The sequence below is a fragment of the Oerskovia flava genome, assembly GCF_026163685.1.
In the GTDB taxonomy this organism is placed as follows: Bacteria; Actinomycetota; Actinomycetes; order Actinomycetales; family Cellulomonadaceae; genus Oerskovia_A; species Oerskovia_A flava.
Window position 1 is genome coordinate 355,593 of the sequence record NZ_JAOXSR010000002.1, and the last position, 14,818, is coordinate 370,410.

At 68.6% G+C, this 14,818-nt stretch carries 13 protein-coding genes; 7 read left to right on the forward strand and 6 right to left on the reverse strand.

The features are described 5' to 3' along the window. Positions 1-60: 60 nt before the first annotated feature. Positions 61-2,778 (reverse strand): cation-translocating P-type ATPase, encoded by a 2,718-nt coding sequence (locus OHL10_RS06310; protein ID WP_265521325.1) that lies wholly within the window; start codon positions 2,776-2,778, stop codon positions 61-63. A 139-nt stretch (positions 2,779-2,917) separates the two neighbouring features. Here OHL10_RS06310 and OHL10_RS06315 point away from each other — a divergent pair, with 139 nt between their 5' ends. Then, positions 2,918-3,919 carry a hypothetical protein gene (locus OHL10_RS06315; RefSeq protein WP_265521326.1) on the forward strand — a complete coding sequence of 334 codons (1,002 nt, stop codon included), beginning with the start codon at positions 2,918-2,920 and terminating at the stop codon, positions 3,917-3,919. On the opposite strand, the gene OHL10_RS06320 is transcribed toward OHL10_RS06315, so the two are convergent. The 4 genes from OHL10_RS06320 to OHL10_RS06335 form a co-directional block, all read right to left on the reverse strand. Beyond that, positions 3,909-5,144 (reverse strand): RtcB family protein, encoded by a 1,236-nt coding sequence (locus tag OHL10_RS06320; RefSeq protein ID WP_265521327.1) that lies wholly within the window; start codon positions 5,142-5,144, stop codon positions 3,909-3,911. The genes OHL10_RS06315 and OHL10_RS06320 overlap by 11 nt on opposite strands. Before the next feature lie 346 nt (positions 5,145-5,490). Further along, the gene (locus OHL10_RS06325) at positions 5,491-6,387 is read right to left on the reverse strand and encodes a DUF3626 domain-containing protein (protein WP_265521328.1); all 897 of its coding nucleotides are present in this window, start codon (positions 6,385-6,387) and stop codon (positions 5,491-5,493) included. A gap of 815 nt (positions 6,388-7,202) precedes the next feature. Then, the gene (locus tag OHL10_RS06330; protein ID WP_265521329.1) at positions 7,203-7,901 is read right to left on the reverse strand and encodes a DUF6308 family protein; all 699 of its coding nucleotides are present in this window, start codon (positions 7,899-7,901) and stop codon (positions 7,203-7,205) included. Between the two features lie 83 nt (positions 7,902-7,984). After that, on the reverse strand, positions 7,985-8,356 hold the full coding sequence (locus tag OHL10_RS06335; RefSeq protein WP_265521330.1) for a hypothetical protein: 372 nt from the start codon (positions 8,354-8,356) through the stop codon (positions 7,985-7,987). Between the two features lie 107 nt (positions 8,357-8,463). On the opposite strand from OHL10_RS06335, the gene OHL10_RS06340 reads away from it, so the two are divergent. Beyond that, entirely contained in the window at positions 8,464-8,886 is a 423-nt protein-coding gene (locus OHL10_RS06340) for a cysteine hydrolase family protein (RefSeq protein WP_265521331.1), read from the forward strand. A 115-nt stretch (positions 8,887-9,001) separates the two neighbouring features. Here the strand turns inward: OHL10_RS06340 and OHL10_RS06345 are convergent, their stop codons facing one another. Continuing rightward, positions 9,002-9,448, reverse strand: a complete 447-nt coding sequence (locus tag OHL10_RS06345; protein ID WP_265521332.1) for a winged helix-turn-helix transcriptional regulator — start codon at positions 9,446-9,448, stop codon at positions 9,002-9,004. A 132-nt stretch (positions 9,449-9,580) separates the two neighbouring features. Here OHL10_RS06345 and OHL10_RS06350 point away from each other — a divergent pair, with 132 nt between their 5' ends. The 5 genes from OHL10_RS06350 to OHL10_RS06370 all read left to right on the forward strand — a co-directional run bounded on the left by OHL10_RS06350 (position 9,581) and on the right by OHL10_RS06370 (position 14,817). Beyond that, complete coding sequence (locus OHL10_RS06350; RefSeq protein WP_265521333.1) at positions 9,581-10,483, forward strand: NADP-dependent oxidoreductase; 903 nt, start codon at positions 9,581-9,583, stop codon at positions 10,481-10,483. A gap of 381 nt (positions 10,484-10,864) precedes the next feature. Next, the gene (locus tag OHL10_RS06355; RefSeq protein ID WP_265521334.1) at positions 10,865-11,473 is read left to right on the forward strand and encodes a DUF624 domain-containing protein; all 609 of its coding nucleotides are present in this window, start codon (positions 10,865-10,867) and stop codon (positions 11,471-11,473) included. A gap of 41 nt (positions 11,474-11,514) precedes the next feature. Continuing rightward, positions 11,515-12,552, forward strand: coding sequence for a LacI family DNA-binding transcriptional regulator (locus OHL10_RS06360; protein ID WP_265521335.1), 1,038 nt, complete (start codon positions 11,515-11,517; stop codon positions 12,550-12,552). Beyond that, on the forward strand, positions 12,549-13,844 hold the full coding sequence (locus OHL10_RS06365; RefSeq protein WP_265521336.1) for an ABC transporter substrate-binding protein: 1,296 nt from the start codon (positions 12,549-12,551) through the stop codon (positions 13,842-13,844). The genes OHL10_RS06360 and OHL10_RS06365 overlap by 4 nt, the downstream gene beginning before the upstream one ends. 82 nt (positions 13,845-13,926) lie before the next feature. Next, positions 13,927-14,817 carry a carbohydrate ABC transporter permease gene (locus OHL10_RS06370; protein WP_265521337.1) on the forward strand — a complete coding sequence of 297 codons (891 nt, stop codon included), beginning with the start codon at positions 13,927-13,929 and terminating at the stop codon, positions 14,815-14,817. The last annotated feature ends 1 nt before the right edge of the window (position 14,818 follow it).

Here is a 14,818-nt window from a genome sequence, read left to right on the forward strand (position 1 = left end):
CTCCTTGAGCGTCAGCAGGGCATTCGAAAGAGCGTCGCCAGACGGCGGCGCCCCTCGATGTTACCGACCCGCGCGCGCGGACCGTGCACGCCCGACACCCTTCGTCAGCTCGACGAGGAGGAAGACGACGACGGCGAGGCCGAACGTCGTCCCCCACTCACCGATGCCGATCGGCGCCGACCCGAACCACGTGTGCATGAACGGGGTGTAGACGAAGACGGCCTGCAGCACGACGAGCGCCGCCGACGCGATCCACACCACCCGGTTGCCCCGCAGCACGTCGAGCGTGATGCTCGAGCGGTCCAGGAACCGGCAGCTGAACAGGTACGCGAGCTGGCCGAGCGCGAGCATCGTCACGGTCGTGGTCTGCGCCTGCGCGAGCGGCACGCCCTGCGCCCGCTCCACGTAGAACACCAGGAGCGCCGCCCCGCCGATGTAGAGGGAGACGAGCAGGATCCGGGCCGCGTGCGCCATGTCGAGGATCGAGGCTTGGGGGTCGCGCGGTGGCCGCCGCATGACGTCGTGCTCCGCACCCTCGTAGGCGAGCGCGAACGAGAGCGTCACGGCAGTGATCATGTTGATCCACAGCACCTGGACGGGCTGCAGCGGCAGCGTCAGGCCGAACAGCACCGCCACGAGGATCACGAGCGACTGCGCGCCGTTGGTCGGCAGCAGGAAGAGCACGGACTTGCTGATGTTGTCGTAGATGCGGCGGCCTTCCAGGACCGCCCGCTCGATGGTCGCGAAGTTGTCGTCGGCCAGCACGACGTCCGCGGCGTCCTTCGTCGCCTCGGTCCCCTTGATGCCCATCGCCACACCGATGTCCGCCTGCGTCAGGGCCGGTGCGTCGTTGACGCCGTCGCCCGTCATGGCGACGACCTCCCCGCGGGCCTGGAGCGCGGAGACGATCCGGAGCTTGTGCTCCGGGCTCGTGCGGGCGTAGACGTCGACGTCCTGGACCGCACCGCGCAGCTCCTCGGTGCTCATGGCCTGGAGCTCGTCACCCGTGAGGACCCGGGAGCCCGACGGGTCGGCGATCCCCATCTCCCGGCCGATCGCGAGCGCGGTCCCGGCGTGGTCGCCCGTGATCATCTTCACGCGGATGCCCGCGGAGCGGCACTCGGCGATCGCGTCGATCGCCTCCGGGCGGGGCGGGTCCACGATCCCCACGAGGCCGACGAGCTCCAGCCCGCCCGCGACGTGTGACTCCTGCACCTCCCGGTCCTGCGGCGAGGCCGTGGCCCGGGCAGCGGCGAGGACCCGCAGGCCGCGAGCGCCGAGCGCGTCGATCTGCTCGGACCAGAACGCGCGGTCGAGCGGTTCCGTGCCGCCGCGGGCGGTGGTCTGGGTGTCGCACCGGTCGAGCACGCGGTCGGGTGCGCCCTTGACGTGGAGGCGGACGCCGTCGTACCCGTCGCGGTCGAGGGTCGCCATGTACTTGGTCTCGGACTCGAAGGGCAGGACGGCCACGCGTGACCAGCCGTCGGTGCGCAGGCCCGCCTTGTGGCCGAGCGTGCGCAGCGCTCCCTCGGTCGGCTCGCCGACGAGGCGCCACCTGCCGTCGTCGTCGGGGACGACGCGGGCGTCGTTGCACAGGGCCATCGTGGTGACGACGCCGCGCAGGTCGGCGTGCTCGACGAGGTCGGCGTGGGCGTCGCCGAGGGTGATCTCGCCGTCGGGTGCGTAGCCGCCGCCCGAGACGTCGAAGGTGTGCGCGCTCGTGACGACGGTGCGGGCCGTCATCTCGTTCTTCGTCAGGGTGCCGGTCTTGTCCGAGCAGATGGTGGTCACCGAGCCGAGCGTCTCGACGGAGGGGAGCTTGCGGGTGATCGCCCGCCGCCGGGCCATCTGCTGGACGCCGAGCGCGAGGGTGATCGTCACGAGCGCGGGCAGGCCCTCGGGGACGGCGGCCACCGCGAAGCCGATCGCGGCGGAGACGAGCTCGGGGACGGTGAAGTCGTGCACGACCCGGCCGATGATGACCATGACGACGGCCATGACGAGGATGAGGCCGGCGAGCCCCTTGCCGAACGCGTCGAGCTGGCGGGTCAGCGGCGTCTGCAGGCTCTGGACGCCGGAGATCATCGACTGGATCTTCCCGACCTCGGTGCTGGTCCCGGTCGTCGTCACGACGCCGGTCCCCGTTCCCGCGGCGACGAGCGTGCCCGAGAAGAGCATGCTCGTGCGGTCGCCGAGGCCGGCGCCGGCCCCGACGGCGTCGGCCTTCTTGGCCGCGGGCACGGACTCTCCGGTGAGCGCCGACTCGTCGACGCGGAGGTTCGTGGACTCGAGGACGCGCAGGTCGGCCGGGACCCGGTCGCCCGAGCGGATGCGCACGACGTCGCCGGGGACGAGGTCCGCGGCGTCGACCTGCGTCCACTGGCCGTCGCGGCGGACGTCGGCGTGGGAGGAGAGCATCTTGCGGATGCCGTCGAGCGCCTTCTCGGCGCGGCCCTCCTGCACGAACCCGATGCCTGCGTTGATGACCGCGACGGCGAGGATCACGGTGAAGTCGATCCAGTCGCCGAGGATCGCCTTGAGCAGCGCCGAGGCGAGCAGGATGTAGATGAGGGTGTCGTTGAAGTGCACGAGGATGCGACGCCAGAGCGGGTCGCGCTGCGGGGGCGGCAGCTCGTTGCGGCCGAACCGGTCGAGCCGTGCGGACGCGTCGGTCGAGCCGAGCCCGTCCGCGGAGCTGTCCAGCGCTGCCGCGACGTCCTGCGGGGAGGTCGCCCACGGCGACTCGAGGTCCTGGGTGAGTTCCGCGGCGTCTGCCATGGTCCTATTGAACGGCCAACGCTCGCGGAGCACAGCACGAGGCCGTGACGTGTGGGTGATCTCACGGGCCGTCACCCCGGGCCGTGCGCGGGGGGGAGCCCGCTACCGTGTCGCACCCCGACCTTCGTGAGGTTCTTTCGTGTCGTTCTTCAGCTCGCTCTTCCGCAAGAGGTCCGACCCGTCGTCGTGGCGCGAGCTGTGGGAGGTGCTCGCCCCGTACGGTGGGGCGCTGACGCCCGCGAGCGCACGGGCGTGGTCCGACGCCGCGGCGTCGATGGACCCGCGGCTGCTCGCCACGGCGCGCGAGCAGCTGGAGCGCGCGTACGAGCTCCTCGACACGCAGCACGCGGCGGCGTTCGTCGGCGGTGCCCCCTTCACGACGCCCGACCGTCCGTTCGCCCGACGCCGGTTCCTGCGCGCGCTGGACGCGGTGGTGGTCGCGGGGCCAGACGCGGTGGCGCAGGTCGCGGCGGACCCGTCGACGTTGCGCGCGTACGACACCGCGCCGGCCGTCGCGCCGTACGAGGTCCCGGACCCGCAGGGCTCGCTCCTGGAGCGGCTCGACCTCGCGACCTCCTCCAGCCCGCACGCTCACCTGATGCTCGGCACGGCCACCTACCTTCCTCGTCGCCGGGAGGCGGGCTGGCCCGCCCTCGGCAGCGACACGATCGCCCGGCAGTTCTACCTCGACCCCGAGCTGGGGTGGGTGGACGTCGACGCGTCGGCCGTCGGGGTGTCCCAGGGAGAGCCGCTCGACCCGACCCAGGGGTGGGCCGACGCCGGGCGGGAGACGGGCAGGCGGGTGTTCGTGGCGCTGGGCAGCGTCGTGGAGCGACCCGCCACGCTCGGGCTCGTCGCCGTCGTGCTGCTGCCGCGCGAGGACTGGGAGGGTGAGGTCGGGTCCGGTCTGACGACGCGCGACGGGGTGGCGCAGGCGGGCATCAACGAGGGCCTCGTCGAGCTCTACGTCGCCCTGTCGGACGCCGAGTGCGCCACCCGGGACACGGCCGAGCGGATCGACCTGCTCGTGCGCCGGGCGGCGCAGGCCCTGCGGACCTTCGAGCTCCCGTTCACCGCGCTCCAGGCGTCCGCGCTGGACGAGCTGGCGCGCGGTGAACGGGACGGGCGTCCTACCCCTTGACGCAGAGCAGCGTCGTGAGGCGGGCGACCACCTCGACCAGGTCGGACTGCGCCGCGACGACCTGGTCGAGGTCCTTGTAGGCGGCCGGGATCTCGTCGAGCACCCCGGCGTCCTTGCGGCACTCGACGCCCGCCGTCTGCGCGGCGAGGTCGTCGAGCGTGAAGGTCTTCTTCGCCTTCGTCCGGGACATGCGCCGGCCCGCGCCGTGGGACGCGGACCAGTACGACGCCGGGTTGCCCAGCCCGCGCACGATGTACGAGCCCGTGCCCATCGACCCCGGGATGAGCCCGAGGTCGCCGGCGCCCGCACGGATGGCGCCCTTGCGGGTGACGACGAGCTCGCGCCCGTCGACCTGCTCCATCGCGACGTAGTTGTGGTGCACGTTGACGGCCTCGTCGAACCGCAGCTCGAGGCCCGGGAACGAGGCGCGGACGGCGTCCACGACGAGCGTCATCATGACCGCACGTGACCGCGCCGCGTACTCCTGCGCCCACCACAGGTCCGCGAGGTACGCGTCCATCTCGGGCGTGCCGCCAAGGAACACGGCGAGCTCTCGGTCGACGAGCCCCGCGTTGTGCGCGAGGCCCTTGGCCACGGCGACGTGCTGCTCGGCGAGCGTCTTGCCGATGTTGCGCGACCCGGAGTGCAGCTGGAGCCACACCTGACCCGTCGTGTCCGTGCACAGCTCGATGAAGTGGTTGCCACCACCGAGCGTGCCGAGCTGGCGGCGCGCACGACCCTCGATGTCCGACACCCGCGCGGACAGGCCCGCGAACCGCGCCCAGAACGCGTCGGCACCGCGCGCGACCTCGGCCGGACCTGTGCCCGAGATCGAGCGCAGCCGACCCGGGTCGAGCGCCTCGCCGTGCGCGTGGAACCCGACCGGGATCGCGGCTTCAATCCGTGCACGGATCGAGGAGAGGTCGTCCGGCAGGTCGTCGGCGGTCAGGGACGTGCGGACGCCGATCATGCCGCACCCGATGTCGACACCCACCGCGTTGGGCGACACCGCGTCTCGCATCGCGATGACAGAACCGACGGTCGCGCCCTTGCCGAGGTGGACGTCCGGCATCACCCGCACGCCCTCGACCCACGGCAGCGCGGCGATGTTGCGCAGCTGCGCCAGCGCAGCGGGCTCGACGTCGTGCTCGTGCGCCCACATCAGCGTCGGCGTCTTCGCCCCCGAGAGGTGGACAGGGAAGGTGTGGTCGGTCGTGGTCGTCATGGTCGTCTTCCGTTCGTGCTCAAGGGGTCGTAGGGAGCTGGAGGTCATCGCGGGGCACAGGGTGCAGGCATGCCGAGCTCACCGGTCAACGGTGGGAGAAGCCCGCTTCGCGGAGCGCCGGAGCGGGTGCGGTGCACCCGTCGGAGGTCGGGTCGGACCTGCAGGAGGTCAGGATCGCCGTGCGCGAGACGAGCGGGTGCCACGAGTGCACTGCCGGGGTTGCACCATGGTCCTCACCTCACTCGTCCGTGGCGCGCCTTGGACGACGCACCCTCACCGGTTCCCGTCAGGACGGTCGTCCTGCGTACCCGGTGGACGGCACACTACGGACCATCCGGACCCGGGCTCAAGGCTTTTCCTCCGGCGAGGCGGGGTGCCCGAAGCGGGCGACGAGGTGCCACACCTTCTTGAGCGCGTCGGGGGTTCCTGCGCCCGAGCGCAGCGCGTCGCCGACGATCCGGGCATCGAGCAGGCCGCCGCGGCTGATGCCACGGCCGAGCGCCACGATCTCGGGTCCTCGGAAGTCCGGGTGCTGCCCGAGCTCGCCGACGGTGAGCACGCGGCCCTCGTGCCACTCGACCGGGATACCGAGGAGGGTGGCCTGGTGCTCGATCTCTCCGCCACGAAAGCACGGGTCGAGAACGATGGCTTCTGCGTCCTCGCGGATCGACAGCTCCCCGTGGACGTGGGCCTCGACATAGCTGTCGAGCCGCCCTCCCCCGGACCTCTCGCGGGCGTCGTCGCGTTCCGCGGCAGCGAACGCCTCCGCATACCTGATCAGGTCGAACCGTCGAGAAGTACCAAAGCGGGAGGGATCGAAGACCGAGTCGGGGAAGCAGAACGTCGCTCGGTCCAGGACGTGCTCCGCCAGACGCAGGTGAGCGGAACCGAACCGCAGGGCGGCGCCGACGCCCTGTCCACGGTGGTTCAGTGCGCCGTACTTCGGTCTCTCGGCGGCCGGTGCATCGTCATAGGCGCCGCCGAACAGACGCTGCTCCCATCGCCAGCGGTCACCGCCGGGCTGCGCCGTGAGCCCGCCGTTGCTCGTGCCGGTCTCGAACTGCGACCGGTACACACCGTCGTGTCCCAGTGCCGCCACGACCGTCGACCCCGCTGCGGTGGTCCGGTCAGGATGGAAGTTCAAGGTGACGCGCAAGGACCGATCGATCGGCTGGCCCTGGCACCGCGCCTCGACGTGAGCGACCGCCGCCTCCGCCCAGGGGCTGGTTCTGGTAAGGCTCATCACGCCATCATCGCGGCACCAGGTGCTGAGCGCGGGCATTCACGTGCACACGCTGCCGTGGCCCGGTGAGCTGGATGCACGGCCCCTCCGGAGGAGTCGAGCGCTGTCGTCACGACAGACGGAGCATCTCGCGCATGTGGGGCCACGTCCGCTCCACCAGCACTGCGTTCGTCGTCGCACTGCCTCCTCGGGCAGAGCCAGCGCCCCGGGTGCTCCAGATTCGAGCACGTCAGTACTCCACTCGCCCGCTGGCACCAGCCACCACGAGTACACCCGTGCCGCACGCTCGTTCATGGAAGGATCCGTCCCATCACAGTCGGCGGAGTCCTACTCCGACCGACCCCTGCGACGCGATAGCCCCGGCGCTGCGACGACGGCCTCTGACCTGCGGTGATGCCAGCGGGCGATACCGGGACGAACCAGTTCGGTGTCGTCGTTTAGAGGCGCCTTGGAAGGCGTTCGCGCCCGTCCGGAGCTTCCGGCGGTGCTGTGCATGTCCGTAGTCGGCGTCGTCGGGGCCTACCTCGCGCGCATACCAGCCAAACTCGCAGAGCCCGTCGAGCCACCACCGTTACGAAAGCCCAGCTAAGGAGATCGAAGACGTTCTCGACGATGATGGCGGGGTACCGGTGGACCTGGGAGGGCGGCCACGAAGCCCGTCTGCTAGAGGCCCTCCCGCCCGTCGAGCCGCCGCGCTCGCGACACACGCACGCGACCTCGCGGCACGACGTAGCGGTCAGCGCGCGACCCCTGCGGCCAGCATGCGACCGAGTTCGACGAACCCGACGTCGCTGCCCGCCGCAGCCGGCCACCCGCTATCCGCGGATCGCCCTTAACCACAGCGCAGCGTCGAGGACGCGCAGCGGCTCCGTGTCGAACACACACGCCCGCCCGGCCTCATGGGCCAGCCCGCGAGCCCGGGCGACCGCCGTGTCGATCGCGCCACGCACGACCGGGTCAGAGACCAACGCGCGAAGAACCTGCAGCTCGAGGCGGCCGTCGCGCTCAGGCTCCAGCCCGAGGAGGCGGCGGACCTTGCTGTCGCGTACCGGCAGCAGGCGGGGCCGCTTGCGCGCAGCCAGCTTCGCCGCGGTCACCCACGGGTCCGACGGCCCCTTCGTCGTCGGGTCGGCCAGTGCGCGCCGGCACATGCAGTGCAGGTCCCACGCCGCGGCAAGGTCCGCCGCAGAGGCGTCGGCGAGCGACACGTCGGCCGGGGTCTGAGCCAGCGCCGCAAGTAGCCCTTGCCGCAGCGGCCCATCGTCCAGCACGCGGCGGGTTGCGGCCGGACCCACCTGCACCGACAGCATGCTGATCGCGTGCAGGTCCGCACCCGTGACGTCGAACGGGTCGTTCGGGTGGATCGAGGCGAACGTCGCTCCCGCATAGTCACCGGCCGTGTCGTAGTAGTCGACGAGGCGTTCGCTCGCCAACGCATCGAGCGCGGTGCGGCGAGCGGCGTCGACGATCGCCGCGGAGACGAGGGGCCATCCGGAGGGGACGCTGGTGGTCATGCCCGCACCGTAGCCGTGGTCGACGCCGTCCCAGGGAGGCTCGACGAGCGGTCGACCGGTTGGGCCGGGCGACGCACGCTCGTCTAGCGGCCGAAGTCGTAGCCCGCCGACTTGCAGGCGTCGCGCAGCTCTTTCCCGGCCCGGAGCAGCAACGGTGCGCCGTCTTGGCCGCCGTTGCGGTCATCGACCGCTTCCTGGATGCGCCGGTCGTTCGAGTCAAGGGCGAGCTTCGCGGCAGCGCGCGTCAGCTCGCGGTGCACGTTCCCGCCAGCGCCGTCGCTGCGCTCGAAGTGGTCGCAGGCCCGGTACCCGTACGTGTCGTTCTCCTGGAACGCACGGTGCCGCGAGTCCTGCAGCGCGGTGCACCCGACGTAGGCGAAGAGGCATACGAGGACAAGCGCCACGATCCGAACGTTCCGTCTCGCCGCGCCGCCCGGGTTCAGCTCGTCGATCACGTGACGGCAGACGCGTCGAAGTACTCCGACCCCGAGTACCGCAACCGGCACACGACTGCGGACGCTCCTTCAGGTCGCAACAGGCGCGCCGAGCTCACCGAGCGTCCGTGAGTCGCGCTGAGCCGCGCTCCACCCCCGGTCAGATCAACCGCGAACTCCGTCGGTACGGCCAGGCGCGTCACATCCGCCCGGTCGTAGAGCTTCAGGGACGCCCCGGCGCGGAGCCCGAGCCCGAGCCCGGCGACATCGTCATCGACCGGCCCCGCATGAGCGCCTTCCATGGCAGCCCACTGGACACGATTCTGCGGAACCTCGACATCACCCACCTGATCCTCACCTGGGTCCACACCAACCGTTCGGTCAACACCACCGCGCGCGTCGCTGCGGACCTCGGTTACACACCCATCCTCGTCAGCGACGCCACCGCCTCCACCACGGCCGAAGCCCACACCGGAGACCTCCGCTATAGATTCGCAGATATCGCCACGATCCACGACACCACGACTGTGACCGGCGCGCTGACTGCCTAGGCCACCGATGGGGGCGCCGTCTCCCTAAGATCAGCGGCTGCGTTCTCGGTGCCCGTGTGGCCAGCCTAGGTCGGAGCACTAAGGAGACGTGTCCTAGCTGTGGGGAGCGCGGGTCCTACGGCCGCCCAGGACTTGGGGATCGAGTTGGTCGGGCGGAGTGTCTGAGCTTGGCTGAGTCGTAGTGCTCGCGTGCCGCACTCACGGCGTCGAAGTTCGTCTCTGCCCAGGCCTTGAATTGTTCTGCCACCGAGAAAAGTGAACGGCCGAGATCGGTCGCTTCATACGTGACCGTTACCGGGACCGTGGGTTCGACGGTGCGGGTGACGATGCCGTTTCGTTCCATGCTCCGGAGGGTCTGTGTGAGCATCTTCGGGCTTACTCCGGCCATCAGTCTGTTGAGTTCGGAGTATCGCCTCGCTCCACCGGCCAGAGCGTTCAAGACAAGGAGCAGCCACTTGTCCGTCAGTGTGGAGAACAGTTGCCTGCTGGGGCAGCTCGCCAGGAACGCGTCATACGCCTCCTTGGCCGCGCTCTTCTCGACGGCGGTGATGCGTGTGGTCACGGTGGTGGTCCTCTCCGGAGAGTTACGCACTCTCAAGTACGTACTTCCCAAAGGGTAGCGCATGAACCACGCTGGGGGAGTAGTCGGCACACAGGCCGACTAGATGCCCAAGCGAAGGAAGGCTTCATCACCATGCGTGCAGCAGTTGTCACGGTTCCCGGCGATCCGGATGCGATCAGGATCGTCGAGGTCGCAACCCCCGCACCCGGGCCGGGTGAGGTCCTCGTGCGTGTCGAGGCGGCGGGAGTGAACCCGGTCGACGCGCAGACCCGCGACGGCTTCTATCACGCGTTGGGCTGGGCGACGAAGTCACCGGTCGGGCTCGGCTGGGATGTGGCCGGCGTGATCGAAGCGATCGGCCCGGGAGTGACGCGTTTGTCCGTGGGGATGCCGGTCGCGGGCATGACGGGCGTGGTGGATCGGGATCTGGGGACCTATGCCGATGCCGTCGTCCTGGCGGAGGATGCTGTGGCTGAACGGCCCCAGGGGCTCAGCGCGGTCGACGCGGCGACCGTGCCGCTGAGTGCCTTGACGGCGAGTCAAGCGCTCGACCTCGTAGGAGCGGCGGATGGTCGATCGCTGCTGATTACGGGAGCGGCCGGCGCTGTCGGAGGATTCGCACTAGCCCTGGGCGCTCAGCGCGGTTTCGAGGTGACGGGTCTGGCCCGGGAGACGGATCGTGCCTTCGTGGAATCCACCGGCGCGACCTTGATCACCTCCCTGCCCGGCTCGCCGATCTACGCCGCGGTCGTGGATTCTGCCGTGATCGGGCAGTCCGTGCTCGATTCGATCGAAGACGCAGGAGCTTATGTCGGCGTTGCCCCATCTGCGGTGCCTGAGGCCGAGCGAGCAATCTCCACCTCCGCGGTGGGCGCTCATGCCGATAGCGGCCTGCTTGCTGCGCTTCTGGCCGGGGCAAGCGCTGGCACCTACCAGGCGCGCGTGCACAGCGTCATTCCCCTCGCCGAAGCCTTCCGCGCACACCACGACCTGGCCAGCCGAGGACTCCGGGGAAAGATCGTCATCGTTCCGTAAACGGGAGCAGAATGGTAGCGAAGCTGGCTTCGATGAGTTCCGACTCGGTTTCGTCTTCCGCTAGGGCATGTCTCCCAACAGTCTCGGGTGAGGATGTGAGGCGTGAACCCTCGTGGATCTCGACGGATCCTGCTCACCGACTGGGGCTAGCCGTGTTGCGCCCCGGGTCTGATGGAGGCTCTGGCGTGCCCCGGGCGCAACATTCCCGCGTTCGACGGCAGCAAGGGCGCAATGCGTTCCCACTGCTCGTCCGCCAGGACCTGGAACCGACTCGCGGCCGCGATCTGCCGGACTCCCGTACTCGGAGTTGGGGGACACGCCCTAGTCTTGGGGCGCGCACCGCACGGCACACGCGCTCGCACTCTTGGAGGTGTTGTTGACGTGTCTTCAGTTCTGACCCGACTGGCTGGTTTCTTCGTCCTGGTGAGTGACGTCGTTGTGCTCACGATCGCGTTCTGGTGTGGCGTGGCGCTTGGCCTGGTGGCCCTCGGTGTGGCGCCATCCCTGGCGGCCCTCGTCTGGACTGCCGACCGGCGCTTCGTGGACGGGTCGGCCCAAACTGTCTGGCGTCTGTTCTGGCGGCGGTACTTCACCCACTTCCGACCGGCGTTGCGTGCCCACCTCGTCCCGCTGATCATCGTGGCGTTCCTTCTCGCGGACTTTGCCCTGGTCTCGGCTGTTGTCGTCGACCCCGCCCGAACGCCGCTGCTCGTGCTGACTGGAGTCGCGAGCGCCGTAGCGGGGCTGGCTGTCGTCCACGGCTTGCGGGCAGGCCCGCGCGAGGAAGAGCCGAGCTTCATCAACAGCTTGGCGTTCACGGTGCGACGCCCGTGGCACAACCTCGCCTTCGCGACGGTCACGTTCCTACTACTGCGCGTTGCGGCTCTGGTCACGGGCTTTGCTCTGCTCCTGCTACCAGGCCTGTGGGCGTGGCTGATCAGCGTCGTCGGAAGGAGACTTGACGCGGCGGCCGGCGGAGAGCTACGTTGATCGCGACACGGAAAATCGTTTAACTACTGGGGGAGGTTGAGGTGAAGAAGGCCACGATCAAGGACGTCGCCCACGCTGCCGGCGTGTCGACCGCAACCGTCTCCCACGTCGTGAACGGGACAAAGTTCGTCAGTCAAACCCCGCGTCAGCGCGTTCTGGACGCCGTGGACGCCCTCGGGTATCGACCCAGCGGGGTGGCCAGCTCACTGCGCCGCCAGTCCTCGCGCGTCGTCGGGCTGGTCCTGCCCATGCAGGACCAAGACACCTCAGCCGCCTTCTTCACTCGACTGGCGGCAGGCATCGAGAACGTTCTGTCCCGACACGGGTATCGCACGATCATCAGCAACAGTGTCGAGAACTACGACCGGGAACGAGAGCAGATCGGCATGCTCTCAGGCCAGTTCACCGACTTCGTCGACGGCCTCATCCTTGCACCCACCGTGGACAACGGGCACCACGCCCAGGCCGCCTTCGCCGCGTCCTTCCCCGTGGTCTATGTCGACCGCCTGCCGATGCAGCTGGACCACGACGTCGACTTCGTCGGCACGAACAACTACGAGTCGACGCTTGACGGGATGCACGCCCTCTTCGGCCGCGGGTTTCGCGACATCGCTTGCATCTCCAGCCCGATCGACGTCTCAAGCATGGTCGAGCGGCACGAGGCGTTCACCGAGTCGGTCACCACCCGGGTCGGATCCGTCAGCGATCGCGTCTTCGTCACCGAATCCTCCTACGACAGCGGGTACCGCACCGGTCGGGAGGTGCTCGAGCGCTTTCCGCAGCTGGACGCTTTGTTCATCGCGAACAACACCGTCGCGATGGGCGTCATCCGTGCGCTGATGGATGTGCGGGGCGAAGCCGCGAGCTCCACAGGGCTGCTCGTATACGACGACTACGAGTGGATGAACCTCGTGCAGCCCGCGATCGACTCGATCGCACAACCCGCGTTCGCAATGGGGCAGGCCGCCGCCGGACTGCTGCTCGAGCGCCTGAACGATCCTTCGGGCCCAACCCGGCACGAAGTGGTCCCTTCCCAGCTGATTCTCCGATCATCGTCAACACAAAGGAGTCACCGATGAGACGAACACACGGCACAGTTGCCGTCGCAGTATCGACCGCTCTGCTACTCGCCGGCTGCGGCGGCGGGTCGTCCGACCAGTCGGACGACGGACGTACGAGGATCGACTTCGCGATCCACGTGGCCAACCCGCAGGACCAGGAGCCCGCGTTCGCAGCTGTCGTCGACGCGTTCGAAGCACAGAACCCCGACATCGACGTCAACCTGATCGGCAAGGAACAGTCCGAGCACATCAGGAGCATCAAGATGCAGTCCCAGTCCGGGAACCTGCCCGACATGTTCTGGATGCTGCAGGCGTCAGCAAGCGAGCTCAACGACGCCGGAGCACTTCTCGACCTGTCGGACTTCCTGAACGCCAACCCGGACATCGCAAGTTCTCTGCGGCCCAACATGGTCGAGGCGTTCGAGGACGACAGCGTGCAGTACGGCCTGCCCTACCAGCCGTTGGTCACGGGTCTGTTCTACAACCTGGCGCTGTTCGAGGAGAACGGCCTGGAGGTCCCCGAGACCTTCGACGACCTCGTCGCGGCCAGCGAGGTGTTCAGCGCCAAGGGCATCACCACGATCGCTCAAGGTGCGAAGGACCCCTATAGCGTGTGGGCCTTCCTGACCATGCTCTCGCGTTTCGGGTACTTCGAGAAGATCGAAGCCATCCTCGCGGGCGACGAGGCCTTCGACAACAGCGACTTCGTCCGGTTCTACGAGAAAATCGATTTGCTGCGAGAGACGGGGAGTTTCCCGCAGAACGTGACCACTCAGTCCTACTTCCAAGCGGTGGAGTCCTTCACCGGAGGCCAGGCCGCGATGCTGGACTCCGGAACTTGGGACGTGAAGAAGATCGAGGACAGCCCGGTGGGCCAGGACGTGGGCTTCTGGTGGGGTCCGACGTTCTCTGACGGCGTCGGCGAGCAGAACATCAGTTCGGTGGTGCCCAGCGCACCGATCGTCGTCAACGCCCAGGTGGCTGAGAGCGAGGCCAAGCTCGCCGCGATCGAGAAGTTCCTCGCCTTCTACTACGGCCCGGACGGTATCCAGCTCATGGTGGACAACCAGGTGCCCGCAATGACGGACGTTGACGTCAGCGTCGACGAGACCGAGCACCCAGTGTTCGCCAGCGTTATGGAGCAGGTCTCCTCCCCCGCCTACACCAGCCAGCCTGCCCAGCCCGACCTGGTTGTCTCCGAGGCCGTAGCCAACGCCATGTACGACAGCATCTACGGCGTCATCAACGGGACGTACGACCCACAGCAGGCCGCCGTCGTCGTGCAGAAGGCCATCGACAACGAGCGCTGAGAGCCGTGGGGGGGGGGGGGGGGGGCGCCCCCCCCCCCCCCCACGACCGTAGTCGGCCTGGAACAAAGGAAGCACGCTCACGATGAAGTGGTTCAGCTCACGCACCAACAAGGTGGCGCTCATAGCGCCCACGCTGGCGGTCTACCTCGCCTATATCGTCGCGCCCATCTTCATCGCGGCGTACTACAGCCTCACGAGATTCAGCGGCATCGGCCAGCCCCAGTTCATCGGCCTCGACAATTACCACCGGCTCCTCGACGACCCGTTGTTCGCCATCGCCCTGAAGAACACCGTCATCGTCCTGGTCGTCACCCTCGCGCTGTTGATCCCTGGAGCATTCGGGCTGGCCCTGCTGATGCGCCGGTCCGTGCGCGGCATGTCGGCGGTGCGAGCCATCAACTTCTCCCCCGCCATCATCGCCCCGATCCTGGTGGGGCTGATCTGGGTGTTCATTCTCGACCCGCAGATCGGACTCGTGAATAACGTACTGCGTGCGGTGGGGCTCGAAGCGCTGGCGCTGCAGTGGATCGGCGGGCCAGACCTCACCCCGTTCTCGTTGGCGATCGTGCAGAGCTGGCAGAGCTTGGGCTACATCGCGACGATCTTCATCGCCGGCCTCACCCTCATCCCGGACGAACTGTACGAGGCAGCAGCGCTCGACGGCGCCAGCGGCTCCCAGAAGCTGTTCCACATCACGATCCCGCTGTTGAACGAGACGTTCAAGATGAGCACCATCCTGGTGATCACCCTAGTGTTCAAGATCTTCGAGACGGTACTACAGCTGACCAACGGCGGCCCCAACCACCTGTCCGAGCTTCTGGTCACCTACATGTACAACACGACGTTCACCGCCGGTGAATACGGCTACGGCATGTCGATCGCCGTCACGACACTCGCCATCACTTTCCTCGCGGCGGCCGTCATCCTTGGCCTGCCCGCGCTGCGCCGGCGACTCGCACGGACGGAGAGCTGAC

What these genes read in the sequence shown, in the direction of transcription:
- OHL10_RS06320 (WP_265521327.1), bottom strand. Translation starts at nt 5,144, where the DNA reads ATGACGACCACGACCGACCACACCTTCCCTGTCCACCTCTCGGGGGCG.
- OHL10_RS06325 (WP_265521328.1), bottom strand. Translation starts at nt 6,387, where the DNA reads ATGAGCCTTACCAGAACCAGCCCCTGGGCGGAGGCGGCGGTCGCTCAC.
- OHL10_RS06365 (WP_265521336.1), top strand. Translation starts at nt 12,549, where the DNA reads ATGAGACGAACACACGGCACAGTTGCCGTCGCAGTATCGACCGCTCTG.
- OHL10_RS06370 (WP_265521337.1), top strand. Translation starts at nt 13,927, where the DNA reads ATGAAGTGGTTCAGCTCACGCACCAACAAGGTGGCGCTCATAGCGCCC.
- OHL10_RS06310 (WP_265521325.1), bottom strand. Translation starts at nt 2,778, where the DNA reads ATGGCAGACGCCGCGGAACTCACCCAGGACCTCGAGTCGCCGTGGGCG.
- OHL10_RS06330 (WP_265521329.1), bottom strand. Translation starts at nt 7,901, where the DNA reads ATGACCACCAGCGTCCCCTCCGGATGGCCCCTCGTCTCCGCGGCGATC.
- OHL10_RS06350 (WP_265521333.1), top strand. Translation starts at nt 9,581, where the DNA reads ATGCGTGCAGCAGTTGTCACGGTTCCCGGCGATCCGGATGCGATCAGG.